General features: G+C 68.4%; 10 protein-coding genes. 3 read left to right on the forward strand and 7 right to left on the reverse strand.

Annotated elements, in window-relative coordinates; all coding sequences use genetic code 11:
* Positions 1–498: 498 nt before the first annotated feature.
* The 7 genes from ACIA8E_RS39730 to ACIA8E_RS39760 all read right to left on the reverse strand — a co-directional run bounded on the left by ACIA8E_RS39730 (position 499) and on the right by ACIA8E_RS39760 (position 11399).
* The gene (locus ACIA8E_RS39730; RefSeq protein WP_399306511.1) at positions 499–2355 is read right to left on the reverse strand and encodes a P-loop NTPase fold protein; all 1857 of its coding nucleotides are present in this window, start codon (positions 2353–2355) and stop codon (positions 499–501) included.
* A 453-nt stretch (positions 2356–2808) separates the two neighbouring features.
* Positions 2809–3786: a hypothetical protein gene (locus ACIA8E_RS39735; RefSeq protein ID WP_326816180.1), complete on the reverse strand. Its 978-nt coding sequence runs from the start codon at positions 3784–3786 to the stop codon at positions 2809–2811.
* Positions 3783–4013 carry a hypothetical protein gene (locus ACIA8E_RS39740; RefSeq protein ID WP_326816179.1) on the reverse strand — a complete coding sequence of 77 codons (231 nt, stop codon included), beginning with the start codon at positions 4011–4013 and terminating at the stop codon, positions 3783–3785. The genes ACIA8E_RS39735 and ACIA8E_RS39740 overlap by 4 nt, the downstream gene beginning before the upstream one ends.
* Positions 4014–4058: 45 nt before the next feature.
* Positions 4059–7208 carry a Helicase associated domain protein gene (locus tag ACIA8E_RS39745; protein WP_399306515.1) on the reverse strand — a complete coding sequence of 1050 codons (3150 nt, stop codon included), beginning with the start codon at positions 7206–7208 and terminating at the stop codon, positions 4059–4061.
* 62 nt (positions 7209–7270) lie between these two features.
* Complete coding sequence (locus tag ACIA8E_RS39750) at positions 7271–8401, reverse strand: TniB family NTP-binding protein (protein ID WP_399306518.1); 1131 nt, start codon at positions 8399–8401, stop codon at positions 7271–7273.
* Positions 8395–10662 carry a transposase gene (locus tag ACIA8E_RS39755; protein ID WP_399306521.1) on the reverse strand — a complete coding sequence of 756 codons (2268 nt, stop codon included), beginning with the start codon at positions 10660–10662 and terminating at the stop codon, positions 8395–8397. Before ACIA8E_RS39755 ends, ACIA8E_RS39750 begins: the two co-directional genes overlap by 7 nt.
* Entirely contained in the window at positions 10659–11399 is a 741-nt protein-coding gene (locus ACIA8E_RS39760) for a TnsA-like heteromeric transposase endonuclease subunit (RefSeq protein ID WP_399306523.1), read from the reverse strand. The genes ACIA8E_RS39755 and ACIA8E_RS39760 overlap by 4 nt, the downstream gene beginning before the upstream one ends.
* A gap of 336 nt (positions 11400–11735) precedes the next feature.
* On the opposite strand from ACIA8E_RS39760, the gene ACIA8E_RS39765 reads away from it, so the two are divergent.
* From ACIA8E_RS39765 to ACIA8E_RS39775, 3 genes are read left to right on the forward strand one after another with little or no spacing between them, the layout of a single operon-like run.
* On the forward strand, positions 11736–12023 hold the full coding sequence (locus ACIA8E_RS39765) for a hypothetical protein (protein ID WP_326816174.1): 288 nt from the start codon (positions 11736–11738) through the stop codon (positions 12021–12023).
* Positions 12020–12544 (forward strand): RNA polymerase sigma factor, encoded by a 525-nt coding sequence (locus ACIA8E_RS39770; RefSeq protein WP_399306526.1) that lies wholly within the window; start codon positions 12020–12022, stop codon positions 12542–12544. The genes ACIA8E_RS39765 and ACIA8E_RS39770 overlap by 4 nt, the downstream gene beginning before the upstream one ends.
* Positions 12541–13188, forward strand: a complete 648-nt coding sequence (locus tag ACIA8E_RS39775) for a hypothetical protein (protein WP_326816172.1) — start codon at positions 12541–12543, stop codon at positions 13186–13188. Before ACIA8E_RS39770 ends, ACIA8E_RS39775 begins: the two co-directional genes overlap by 4 nt.
* The last annotated feature ends 196 nt before the right edge of the window (positions 13189–13384 follow it).

Here is a 13384-nt window from a genome sequence, read left to right on the forward strand (position 1 = left end):
CGCACGTCGGCGCAGCTCAAGCGGGTAACGGGAAGGTCGTGCCATGACTCGATCCTTTCACGAAATCGAGTCTCCATTCGAGCCGGGGCGGTTCAGTGATCACTTCTACTGGCTGTTGGTAGGTCGCTGTCCCCGTGAGCGTCTGGGGCTGTGAGTGGGGCCCGGTGCGGGCGGGTCGGTGGTCGGGCACATGGCGGTGCAGGCAGCTGTTGTCTGTCAGGTGGTGTTCGCGCTGTTGCGCTGGCGGTGTTCGCGGAGTGCTTGGAGGATGAGCGCCCGGTGTTCGTCCGGGGAGTTGTCGGGGTTGGCTGCGGGGGTGTCGAGGAGTGGGCCGAGGCGGTTGTGCAGCGCTTCGAGGCCGATGAGCGCGTCGAGGCTTTGCAGGGTGTCGTTGTCGATGACGGGGAACGACGCCCGGTCGGGCGGGAGGAGTACGGCGAGGAGGTCGAGCGGGGTCCATGCCTCGTCGAGGCGCTGGTTGATCCAGGTGCGGGCGGCCTAGGGTGCGGTATGGCGCCATGCCCAGATGAGGGTGATCTCCGGCTCGGTGAGTTCGTCGACGGGCCGGCGTGCGGAGGGGGCGAGGTGCCGTGCGATCTCGTGGCTGATCAGTGAGCGGGCCTCACCTATCCAGCCGGGCGTGGCTGCTGCCTGTGTGTGGTCCGGGCTGTCGGAGTCGTTGCGGCTGGTGACGCGTTGCAGGGTGCGAGCGGCCAGGACGGCTCCGTCAGGGGTCTCAGCCATGGTCTTGAGGATCGCGGCCCGGTCGGGCTCGGCAAGGTCGGTCAGAAGGTCTTTCGCGAGGACGTCCATCGCGCGGTCCGCGGTGAACAGGCCGAGGGCGCCTTGAGGGGCGGCGGTGAGGTGGCCGTAGTGCGGGGCTGCGGCTTTGAGGAGCGCGGCCGCCGGTAGGGGAGCGCCGGCGGCGCGTTTGTAACCGATGCGGCGGGTGATGCGCTGGGTGTCGTCGCGCAGGCGCAGGAGGAGTTCGTCCGCTTCGGTGCCCGGGGTGCTGTCGGCCAGTTGCTGCAGGGCGGTGTCGAGGGTGTGCTCGGGAAGGTCGTCGTCGGGGATACCGAAGACCATGTACCGGTCGAAGTAGTCGATGCCGCGCCGCAGCGCGATGGCCTGAAGGTTGATGCCATGGCCGAGGGCCTGCCGGACTGGTGCGAACAGCATGCCCATCAGGCCGATCACGCCGTCCAGGTGCTGTTCGGCGACGCCGGCGTCCTGCAGCCTGGTGCGCCAGCGGTCGATGCCCTGTTCGGGCCGCTCGTTGCGGCGCGGAGGCAGGTCCATGCTGGTGCCGGTGAGTTCGGCTCGGTGCTGCCACAGCAACTGGTAGGCGCGGGGCTCGCTGGTGCGCAGGAAGGTGACGATCAGGAAGTCGACGATGTCGACGTTGCCGGTGAGCTGGCCGAGGGTGGCGTCCACCTGGCCGAAGAACCGCTTGATGGCCCGCGGGGTACGCAGCCGGGCCTGCAGGTACCGGTAGTAGGCCTCGGAGAGCCTTTCCTGCTCGCTGGGTGTCATCGTCAGCTCGTGTGAGTGCAGGACCGCGGTGAGCGAGCGGTCGACCAGGACGTCGGCGTCACGTTCGCGGAAGGCGGGAAGGTCCAGCCGGACCTGGATGATCTTTTCCAGGAACTCGCGGGCTCTCGGCTCGCTGTTGCCGACCAGGTCGCTGCGCCGCAGGACGTCCAGCAGAGTCTGTTCGTCGAAGCTGATCAGGTAGTAGACGTTCGGTAGGTGGCCTACCAGGCGTACCAGCTTGAAAACCAGGAGCAACTCGTCGGGCGTCAGACGGTCCAGGTCGTCCATGACCACCAGGACGGGGCTTCCTGCCTTGCGCAGAGCATCTTCCGCCTTGCGCTTGGCAGCCGAGGCGCTGGTATCTCCGCTCACGCGGTCGCTGATCGCTTTGATCAGACTCTCCGAATCCAGGCCTGCCAGGGCGGTGAGCTTACCCAGAGGGCTGATGGCCTGGCCGAATCCCCCGATCTTCTGCCGTGCCTCTGACCACTGCTCCTCTTCAGGCAGGGCCGCGCGGATTTCGCTGAACAGTGCCACTGTCAGCGATTCCAGGTCGGAATACAGCCACGGATTGAGCTCTGCCACCAACCAGGCGTCGCGGCTGATGTCCTGGGCCCGCAGTTGGCGTATCACTTTGCCCAGGACGGTCGACTTTCCTGAGCCCCAGGGGCCGATCAGCGCGAGGACTCCGGTTTCGGTCTGGGCCCGGACGCGCTGCAGCAGCTTCACGGCGTGCTGTCCGTACTGCTCGTGCCCAAGCAGGTCAGGGCCCTCTTCCTGGTCGAGGAAGGGTTCGTCGTTGAAGAAGCGCGCGTCGTCCATCGGCCCATTCTGGCGGCGGATGGACGATTCGGGAGAGCGTGTGGCGGATCTCAGGGGGGTGTGGTGGTGCCGATGCCGGTGAGGAGTTGTTGTTGGTGGGGGTGCAGGAGTGGCCAGCTGCGTTGCTGGTTGTGGAGCCAGTGGCGGGTGGTGGGATGTTGGGGGTGGGTGTGTGCGTGGTGGTAGGAGCGTTGCCACAGGATGGGCCAGGGCGGGTTCCACCAGGGGTCGATCGTGGTGAGTGTCTGCTGGTGTCGTAGCTCTGTTTTTCTGAGTTGTTGCTGTGGCTGCGAGCTGGGGTTTCTCAGTTCTTCTGGGTGGTGTTCGCGGTGTCTGGGTGCTCAGAGTGTGGGGGCTGAGCGGGGTGGTAGCTGCCTGACCTGCGTGTATGTCGTCTGTGCAGGTTGGTCGGGTGTTGCGTAGTTTTAGCGAGCCGCTACTTGGTGTGGTGGGTCAGGTGGTGTCGGGGTTGGTGAGGTCGTCTCGGGTGAGGGTGACGCGGGTGGCTTTGCCGGCTTTGCTGGCGGTGGTGGTGGGTGGCAGGACGCGGACGTGGATGAAGTAGATGCGGACGCCGGTGAGTTCGGTGTACGGGGGCCAGGAGCCGGGGGTGCCGTCGGTGGGTAGTTCCAGGAGCTTGTCGGTGATGTTGTAGATGACGAGGTAGGCGGTGTGCTGCCCGTAGTCGTGGGCGTACTTGATGATCTGGTGTAGCCCTTTGACGAGGTAGCCCTTGCCGCGGCCTTGGCCGTCGAAGATTTTGCCGTCGCAGACGAGGGGGTCGCTCCCGTCGAGGTCGCCGATGAGGTCGGCTTCGCCGGAGGCTGAGCGGGGCTTGGCGTGGGTGATGTGGTCGCCCTCGAGGAACAGGAAGCGCTGCAGATCGAGGTTGTAGACCTCTTCGCCGTTGGCGCGGTCGGCTTCGAAGCGGGTGTAGAGCTCTTCGCGGTCGAACCATTCGATGCGGGTGCGGTAGCGCTCAAGGGTGTGCAGGACGCTGCTCTCCACGCCGACGCGCTCGCTGAGGAAGTCGAAGAAGGGCTGCAAGATGTCTTCGGCGAACTCCCGCCAGCTGTCCTGCATGTTTCTTTGTGTGCTGTACCCGCTCGCGATGCGCCAGCCGGCTTCCGGGTCCTCGGCGTCCGCCTTGGCGACGTCCTGCATCAGCTCCCAAACAAGCGTGGCCCGTCCTTCCTCGGTCCGGCTGGGCCAGAAGAACCGCCCGCTGCGGGACAGGCCGGTGCGGAACTTCTCCCGGTCCAGTTCCGGTTCCTTTCGGGCCGCCTCTTCGAGGAGGCCTCTGAGGGCTGGCTGGCTGTTGATCCATGTGACGGCGAGGTGTACTTCGTGGCCGGCGCTGGGGTAGGGCGCGGTCATGAGTTTGCGCAGTCGTTCGCGTACGGCGACCTGGAGACGCTGCTGGTACTTCACCGGAAGAGACCTTTCAGGGCTTGTGTGATCTGCTGCTGGATCGCCTCACCCGCGTTCTGCGCGCTGCCGGTGTCGTCGACCAGCCAGATGTGGGTGTAGCAGCAAGGGCAGGTCACGGCGGTCTGGACCACGACCTCCGAGTAGCGGATCCACATCAGGTATCCGCAGACGGGGCAGGCGGTCTCGAGATCCGCGCTGAGGAGCTGTGTCGCGAGGGATTCGCCCATGGCGGGATTCTTCCGCATGGGTCTGACAGCGGTGTCCGCGTCGGTCTACGCGGGGGAGATTCCGAGGGTGGTGAGGAGGTGTTGCTGCTGGGGGTGCAGGCGTGGCCAGTCGCGGTGTTGAGTGTGGATCCATGAGGTGATCCGTGGTGGGTAGGACTGGCCGGTGCGGTGGCGGGACCGGGCTTGGTGGTAGGTGCGGTGCCAGTGGTAGGGCCAGGGCGGGTTCCACCAGGGGTCGATGGTGTTGAGGGCATGCAGGGTGGCGGGGGACAGGCGGCCTTGGCCGGCTTTGCGGCGTTGCTGGAGCAGCCAGGTCCCCAGGGGAAAGCCGTCATGGTGGGTGCCTTTGGGGACGCAGAGGCTGCCGGTTGTGTCGGCCCAGGCGCGGGCGTGGGCCAGTCCGGGGCTTGGGGGGTAGGAGCGGGTCGCTTCGCGGCGCTGTGCGGTTGTCCGGTTTTCGGGGGTGATTCCGATGTCGGTGAGGAGCGCGCGCTGTTGCGGGTGCAGCCGGTGCCAGGCGGCGCGTTGGACGGCCGCCCAGGAGCTCGCGCCCGCGCTGATGGGGGTGGTGCGCGCGTGGTGCCAGGCGCGCTGCCAGCGCATGGGCCAGGGCGGGTTCCACCACGGGTCGAGCGTGGTGAGAGCTTGATGAGCGGCGTAGGGGGTGTTCGTGCTCTGGGCCAGGAGGCGTTGCCGGGCCAGCCAGGGCCCCAGGGGGAAACCGTCGTGGACGGCGCAGTACGGCGTTGCCAGACTGCCGTGCGCGGCTGTGTAGGCGCGGGCATGGGCCAGGGCGGTTTCGGCGTACGGGGTGACGGGCCGGGCGTGGGCGCTCTCACCGGTGACGCCGACGTCGGCCAGGAGGCTCTGCTGGCCCAAATGCAGGTCGTTGTAGCGGGTGACCTGCCGGCATAGCCAGGCGCGCTCGGTGGGGGCGAAGCTGCGGAACTCGTGCATGGCGTCTGGCTGGTGGCCGGCCTGGACCTGCTGGTGGATGTGCTGCCAGGTGCGCTGCCAGGCCAGGCTCCAGGGCGGGCACCACCAGGGATCGACACTGCCCAGCGCCTTCGCCGCAGCGGAAGGAGGCGCACCCCGGCGGGTGTCGGTACGGGCGTTCTGGCGCTGTCGGCGCAGCCATCGCCCCAGCTGGAATCCGTCGTGGACGGTGTCGACCGGGATGGCGAGGGTGCCGCGTGCGGTGTGATAGGCGCGTGCGTAGCCGAGTGCGGTGGCGAAGTCGGCCTCGTTTTCGGCGGGCCGGGCGGCGGTGCCGCGGGCGGTGTCTGCGGTGATCCCGATGCGGGCAAACAGGTCCCGCTGGTCAGGCAGGAGTGTGTCGTATTGGGCGCACTGGGTGGTCAGCCACGTGGCGAGGGCGCTGCCGGTACCGGGGAACCCGGCCGCAGCGTCCAGGACGTAGCCGTCTCGGACGTGGGTGCGTGCCTGGTGCCAGGCACGCTGCCAGTCCAGGGTCCAGGGCGGGTTCCACCAGGGGTCGATCGCCGACAGTGCCAGTGCTCGGGGTGAAGGTGTGCCGTGGCGGGCCCGGTAGGCGTGGTCTTTGCTGCGCTGGTTGGCCAGCCACTGCCCCAGCTTGAGTCCGTCCTGGACGGTGTCGGTGGTCGCGGCCGTCAGCGTGCCGTGGGCGTCGGCGTAGGCACGGGCACACGCGAGGGCGCGCTGGAAGTGGGTGGCCATGTGCTTGCGGCGTGGCCGGGCGGTTCGTACGGCTTCGCGGGTGAGGCCGATGTCGGACAGGAGACGCTGTTGTGCGGGGTGGAGGTCCTCGTAGGCGGTGCACTGGTTGTAGAGCCATTCGCCCAGGCCGAAGCCGGTGGCGGGGAAGCCGTGTTCGGGGAGCAGGCTGCCCCGGGCGCGAGCGTGGTCGCGGGCTTCGTAGTAGGAACGCTGCCACATCACTGTCCACAGCGGTCTCCACCACTGATCCAGCGCCTCCAGCGCCGCGACGTGCTCGGGCGGCATCCCGGGGGACTTGCGGTGGTTGGACAGCCACCGGCCCAGTGCAAAGCCGTTGAACCGCTCGCCGATCGGAGCCGCGAGGTGGCCGTGAAGGGCAGCGTAGGCACGGGCGTGGGCCAGACCGGTATGGAATGCCTGCTCGGGGGTGAGCCGAAGCCCGCGGCCCCGCGACGGGCTGCCTCCCACCGCCTCCGGCTTACGGCCCGCGTCGCGGTAGGCCTGCAGTTCCCGGGCGATGGGCCGGGGCCGGTGTGCCATGTGCAGCGTCCACAAACGATCGGCGGCGTCTGCACCAGCAGGGGACCGTACGCAGTGGTGCACCCATACCAGCAAGGGCCCAGCCGAGGTCGAAGCGATCTTCTCGGGCAGCCAGCCCCGGTTGGTGATCCGTGCCAGCTCGCGGATCAGAGCGGGCGTGTCCGCAAGAGTGTGCGGCAGGTGGCCGCTGCTTTCGGCGAGCAGCCGCCGCCTGAAGCGTTCGTCAACGAGAACTGAGGCGAGGGCAACCGTCTCCGGGTAGGTGACTGCATCCCTGACCAGCAGCCGCCACCACTGCGGATCGGCCCCCTGCGGGACGGTCTGTCCCGCACGGTCCGGCCACCGCTTCTCCTCGGGCCACCGCTGAGCCCACCAGGAGACGACCACCGCATGCGCGATCTCGAACGCCTCGGTCGCCTTCGGCGCGTGACGCAGCAGCTTCAGGTGCTGCCGGTGCGCCGTGAGCATTTCGGGCAGGCCCGTCAGATCGATCTGCTCGGTGCCTGCCGGCGCGCCGTCGACCCAGTGAGTGCCGAGCATCCAGCGCCGGTGGCGCGGGCAGATACGGGTGTGCGGTTTCAAGTACAGCCGGGCGGGCTTGGTCCGTCCGGTGCGTGCGGCCATGCACAGCCGGCAGCCTTCCCCCGCAGCCGGCACCACGGAGCCGAAGCGGAACCGTCCGGCCGCGCCCGCTCCGTCCGGTGAGACCGGTTCCTGGGCGGACCAGGCGGGCAGAGCCCTTCCCAAAGCCTCCTCGGGTACGCGACAGAACACCGATATGCGAGCCCGGGCTTCGGTCTTGAGGTACACCTCGCCGTCCGTGCGGTAGCCCTTGAACAGGGCTCCGGTGACCTGGAGCAGTGCCGGGATGAGGTCTCTGACCCCGAGCCGGTAGCGGTCGGCCAGCCGGTCCAGATACGACAGGGTCGTCTCGCCCTGCAGCGGTGCGACCCGCACCGGCCCTGGCTGCGCCGCTGCCGTACGCGGCGGTTGCCGTTGTGATGGAAGGGAGGTGTGCATCAGGCAGTAGAGGCCGTTCCTGGCAGGCTCGGATGCACCAGCAGCCGAGCCGTGACAACACGCGGATCCGGACGGACGGTTGAGGCAGACACAGGTCGGGACAGGCGTGGCGAGGTTACCCGGTGGCGCTGTGGGGCCCGGGACCGCTGCTCGGCGGCGGTGTCCAGTTCGATCTGCTCGAGCAGCTTCTTTGTGATCTTTTCGGTGCCGTCCATCAGGGATACCAGGGCGGCTTCCCGGATGAGGTGGGAGAGGCTGCCCATGCGGCCGCCGGTGCGGGCGTGCAGGTAGGCGGCGTGCGTGACCAGGGTGCCGAGACGGTAGTGGCGCAGCCGCAGGGCGCTGTCCATGCCGTGCACCAGGTCGTGCCAGATCTGCTTGTCCGCAGGACTGCCGTAGCGCAGCGGCTGGTTGCGCACGATTTTGAAGCGGCCTGCGAGCTGGGAGCCGCGCACGCCGGTCAGCAGCGGTGAGGTCTCGACGTCGATGCCGGAGTAGACGAACGTTGCCGGGATCCGTTCGCCGAGGTACTTCAGCTGGTCGGAGGTCTCGGCGCCGGCCCGGCTGCGGGTGTCCATCAGGTGCACGTCGTCGACCAGGACCAGCTGGGTGCCCATCTCGCACAGCAGCTCGCACACGGCGTTGGTGATCTGGATCTGGTTCATCCGCTCCAGCGTCGGCAGGCCGAGGAAGCGGGCGAACTCGCTGATGAGCATCTTCGGGGTGGAGGACGGCGGCACGGTGATGAACAGCACCGGCAAACGCCCGTCACAGCCAGGGTGGCGGCGCCGGTCGGCGAGTTCGACGGTGCGCCCGAGCTGCTGCATCGCGGTGGTCTTCCCGGTCGTTGCCGGGCCGGAGATGATCAGGCCACGCCTGGCGCCGCCCTGCTGGCCGCGGTTGAGCAGCAGCAGACGTCGCACCGCAGCGGAGATGGCGTCCATCGCGGGGGTCTTCAGCACCACGAACCGCGCGTGGTAGTCCTCCCGCTGCTCCATGGTCCACTCCTGGTCGCCAACGTCCCGTGCTGGAGCGAGGGGTGTGTCGACGAACTGCTGCCACCCGTCCCACGTGGTCAGGGGACTGAAATGGCTGTGCTGCGCGGCGGCGGGCTGGACCGTCGTCACCATGCCTGGGCCTCCTGGTACGGGTCGTAGATGCGCATGCCGCCCGTCCCAGCGGCCTTCAGTGTCTGAGCAGCTGCCGGGTCCCGGGCTGTCCCGGCCGCCGGTCCGGATGCTTCGGCCTCATCCCCGTGGCCTGCCGCGGCGTCCCTGTCGTCGCTGAGGCCGGCGAGAAGGTAGTCCTCGTCGTCCAGGCTGTCCGCGCCGTCATCCTCCTCGGCATCGTCCAGACCGTCGCCGATGTCCCAGCCGTCGGCGTTCTCAAGCGGGGCGGTGAAGGAGCCGGGCAGTCCGAACGAGGCCGTCGGCGCGATGGATGCAGTCTGCTGGTGCGGGTCCGCGGTGGGGGAGGGGCCCGTTATCTGTGCGGCCGCCCGGGCCCGGGCGGCTACCGTCCGCTCACGTTTGCTGCCCAGTCCCTGGCTCGCGCGTTGCAGCAGCGCGTCCAGCGCCTGGGCGATTGCGGCCTCGTGTTCTTCGCGGCCCGCGCGGCGTTCCACGGTGCGCCGGACATGGTCCCAGGTGAACGCGGTGAACGGGCGCCTGACCGCCTCCGCGTGGACCCACGGCACTTCCAGCCATCCCTCGGGCAGACGCACCCACACCCGGTTCGGGTCATAGGGGTTGTGGTGGACCTCCCACCGGCCGTTCTTGTCCGCCCGAGCCGAGCGGCGGCGCCGGCAGGGGTTGAGGCCGGGATGGTCGTAGGTGCGGTAGCCGAAGCGGATGCCGTAGTCGTTGATGGCCTGCCACCTGACGGGCAGCAGCTCGACGTAGTCGTGAGCGGACAACGGCACCGGCACATGCCCCGTCACTGCCACCAGCGCCGCCCACATCTCGTTCGGCGACACGGCGACCCGCGGCATCATCGGGTGCCGCAGCGCCTCGTGCCGGCGCTCCTGCCACCCGGCGATGACCCACTCGTCCAGCAACTCCTGCAGCTGCGCCAGGCTCCAGCACGCATCCCCCTGCGCGGCCGCGCCCCGCTGGGAGACATCCGAGCCGGTGTGACCTGGCAGGTACTGGCTGAACCCGTCGGCGATAGCGCGGAAAGTCCGCTCCACGTTCCCCTTCGCCGGACCGTTCGCCGGCGGCACCGGCTGCACCGACACCCCCAGGCTCTCGCACGCCGAGACGAACGAACTCGACACGTACACCCGGCCCTGGTCCACCACCACCGTCTCCGGCGTGATCACCGGCCGGGCAGCCGCCCCCTGAAGCCGCGCGTCCAACGCCACCAGCCGCTCATACGGGATGACCGACCGCTGCATCGACAGCGCCGCGTCCCAGCCGGGCCGCATCGCCGCCGGCACCACCATCTGCGCCAGCAGCATCGCTGCGTCCACCGACCTTGTGCCCACCGGACGCAGCACCGCCGCGCAGATGCTGCGCGTCGCCACATCCAGCGCGATGCTCAGCTCCACGCGCCCGACCACACCGTCGTCCAGCACCGCCAGCACATCCAGCGGCGTACTGTCCAGCATCACCAACTCACCCGGACGCAGCGCCACTGTCGGCGTGAACGGCGGCGCCGGCCGCGACACATGCCACCGCCGCTGCGCCGCCGTCCCCAGCAGCCCCTGCCCGTCGGCCACCGCGTGCACCAGCCGGTTGAACGTCGATGCCGGCGGCAGCGCCACCACCCCCGCGCCGTATTCCTCCTCCAGCAGCCACCCCACCTGGCGGCGCAGCCGCACCAGCGTGCCCGTCGACCGCTCCCGCTGCTCCTCCAACACGCTCCTGATTGCCGTGACCACCCGCTCATCGGCCCGCCCCACCACCGACCGCTCCCTCACCGCCCGGCCGTCCACCAGCCCCCACAGGCCCTCGCTGCGGTAGCGCGCCCGCATCCGCCGCACCGTCGCCACACTCGTCACCCAGCCCGCCGCCGTCAGCTCCTGTGCCTTCGCCTGCTCCCGCTGCGCCAGACTCCGCGCCGCCGGATCGAACTGCTCACGCGGACAGCCCTGCCTGACCGCGTCGGGGAAGCCGGTCTCCACTTCCCGCACATGCCGCTGCCACGCCAGCGCCCGCTCCCGCACCTCCGCCGGAAGCGCCTCCAGCAGCCCGAACGGCGGCACCCTCCCCGGCGCGCGCCCGCCTTCCACCTTGAAGGACGGGTCGGCGAACAGGTAGGGCAGCAGCACCGCCGCCGAAGCGCCTTCGTCGGTCACCAGCGTGGCCCGGGCGCCTTCCAGCACGGCCACCGTCCACACCCGCCCGCCGTAGCGGATCCGCGCCCCGACCTCGACAACCGCCTGCGTCACGCTGCTTCGGTCTCCTGCCGTGCGACCGAGATGATGACGCGCTCGTGCAGCGGCTCGCCCAGCCGCACACTCAGCACACCGCTCCACAACGCGTGAAAGACCGCAGGCCACACGGCGATCGGGTCACCCAGCTCCCGCACCGTCTCCACCGCCGGCCGAGGACTGCCGAACGCCGCCACCAGAGCGGGCATCCACGATCCTGCGGCGTGCCGGGGGTGCCGGTACCCGGCCAGCCACCGCACATTGGCCACCAGCACCGCATCCGGAGGCTCCGCCAGCCGGTAGGACCAGCCCACCGCCTCCGCAGCAGCCGTCACCACCCGCGCCCGCCCAGCCAACCGGGCAGACGGGCCGCTGCGTCCCACGCAGTCGACCAGCAGACCGCTGCCGTTCTTCAGCCGGGCCATCAGTTGCGGCGCATGTGCGACGACTCCTCCGCTGCTCTCACGCCACACCAGCTCCACTGGCCGGCAGGCCAACGCCACCACTGCCGGATCCCGATCCAACAGCATGAGCTGCGTCCGCATGGCGCCCGACCCGTACGCCACCAACTGCCCACCGGTCGACGACCACCACCAGCCCGGAGCCACGCGCCGCCCGTACCGGACAGGAAACGCCTGCACCGCAGGACCCTCCTCGAAGACGACGTCCTGCGCAGCCTCAAGCCACGGAACCTGGTGCGCACGACCCAGAGGGTCCCGGAAGCGCACGTCGACCCGGCTGGTACCCACAGCCATATCGCCTCCTCCCCGATGAGCGCTGTCCACCGTCTGTACGTAACGGACAACCCAACCCCAGGACCTGCTTGGTGCCGCTAGTTCTGGCGTTCTCGAGACGGCACTGGTCGGCATGCGTTACGACGTTGCCGCCTCGCGAACCCCTGTCGCTCCCGTCTTTCTGTTCCTCTTCCGTGGCTCTGTGACCTGCGGAAACAGTGAGGCTGGCGTGCCGGCGGGGGAAGTTGGGAAAAATCTTGAACTCCGGCATCCGGATCCGACCCCCCAGCGGCGTGTGAGCGGATGAGGACCTTGCGCCCTCATCAACGAGTTCGTCACTACTGGAAGGCCTGGTCGATGACTTGGTCGTACTGGGTGGGAGCGGGTGGGGTATCACTGCCCGTCATGCTCCTGCTGTACTACGCGATGCGCCGTGCCCGGGGCGTTGTGGAGATGCTTGTGAAGGCGCACATCGAGACCCGGGCGGAGCGCGAGCAGCGCGCCACCATGGTCGCGATGGCGCAGTCTCTGCCCGACGGCGGCGCCGCCGCCCGCTTCGAGCAGGGACAGCCGGCCTGGCTGTTCCGCAAGGGCATGGCCGATCCGGCCGGACACCGGGCCATCGCCACGCGGGAGGCTGCGTGAGCGAGGCCGCACCGGGAGCGGACTTCGAGTCCTTCGTCCTCGAGACCCTCGAGGCATTCTCCCGACTGGCCCGGTCCCAGGCAGGCGACCCGCACAGCGCCCAGGACGCTGTGCAGGACGTCTACCTGAACATGTTCCGCCGATGGGACAAGATTTCGGCTAAGCCGGGATCCTCCATCGCCTACGGGCGCACCGCGGTAAAGCGGGCGGTCATCGACCAGTACCGCCGGAACAGGAAAACGGTCGCAGTACCGGTTCATGAACTGCCCGAAACGGAATCAGGCATCGGTATCCCCGATGCCGCCTACGAGACAGTCAAGGAAGGCATCGACGAACTTGTCGCAGGCCTTCCTGAACGGCAGCGCGAGGTCATCAACCTGTGTGTACTGGGCGACCTTAGCCCTGCAGTAGTTGCACAGCGCCTCCAGATCAAGGAGGAGTCGGTGAAGCGCTACATCAAAGCCGCCGCCAACAACCTGAAGAAAACCATCAACGACCGCAGCGAGGAGGCCACCGCATGACATACCTGTCCGCTTGGACGCACCAGCCCGAGGAGCGGGGAACCATCCGGCTCCTCGCCCTGTGGCTCCTGCTCGAAGGATCTGAGCAGGCGCTTTCCAAGGATTCTCGGATCGGCGAGAACCCTGTCCAGGCGGAGGGGGGTCAGCCTTCGGGCTGGCCCCCGGCCCCCGCCCCCTGCCTGGAAAACCTCGGAAACGGAAACCATCGAATCGGTGTAGTACGTGAACTGCGTACTCTCCTAAAGAAAGAAATCGATGATTCCGCAGCACCACAGGAAACGCGACGCGTAGCAGAAATCCTTGAGCTCCTAGACAGGGACCATGAAGCGCGAACTTGGTGGGAAAGAGCAGCACTCAAGGGTGACGAGGATGCACGCGACTATCTTCATATCCTCGAAACTGAGAGAGAAGAGGAAGTATCGGCATGTCATGGGCGAGAAAGAGAACGCACCGAGGAAGCGTTCAAGACATTCGTAAGCGCCTTCGTGTGCCAGTCCGCTGGTATCCGCGTGGTTGCAGACAGAGTTGACTCGGCTTTGGGGGAAGCCGGAGTCGGACTGTCTGAAGCAACGCAAGCCCTCGTACGTGAGATCGAAGACTTCCTGACCCACCTGGATCACACCACCGGCGGACCGCGGTGCTGACACAACAGCGCACCACGCGCCCACAGACGGGAGAACCTTTGTAACCAGCCTCCGTAAGGCCTTCACGCTGGAAGGCCAGACGACTCGTTGAAGTGGGGGGGGGGGGGGGGGGGGGGGGGGGGGGGGGGGGGGGGGGGGGGGGGGGGGCGCGAGCGGGGGAGGAGGTGTAGGGAGGGGAGAGGGGAAAAAAGACACA

The organism is Streptomyces sp. NPDC051664, assembly GCF_044453545.1.
GTDB lineage: Bacteria > Actinomycetota > Actinomycetes > Streptomycetales > Streptomycetaceae > Streptomyces.

Excerpts from the sequence above, each read along its gene's own strand:
- ACIA8E_RS39730 (WP_399306511.1), bottom strand. The coding sequence starts at position 2,355 with ATGGACGACGCGCGCTTCTTCAACGACGAACCCTTCCTCGACCAGGAA.
- ACIA8E_RS39740 (WP_326816179.1), bottom strand. The coding sequence starts at position 4,013 with ATGGGCGAATCCCTCGCGACACAGCTCCTCAGCGCGGATCTCGAGACC.
- ACIA8E_RS39750 (WP_399306518.1), bottom strand. The coding sequence starts at position 8,401 with ATGGTGACGACGGTCCAGCCCGCCGCCGCGCAGCACAGCCATTTCAGT.
- ACIA8E_RS39760 (WP_399306523.1), bottom strand. The coding sequence starts at position 11,399 with ATGGCTGTGGGTACCAGCCGGGTCGACGTGCGCTTCCGGGACCCTCTG.
- ACIA8E_RS39765 (WP_326816174.1), top strand. The coding sequence starts at position 11,736 with ATGACTTGGTCGTACTGGGTGGGAGCGGGTGGGGTATCACTGCCCGTC.
- ACIA8E_RS39775 (WP_326816172.1), top strand. The coding sequence starts at position 12,541 with ATGACATACCTGTCCGCTTGGACGCACCAGCCCGAGGAGCGGGGAACC.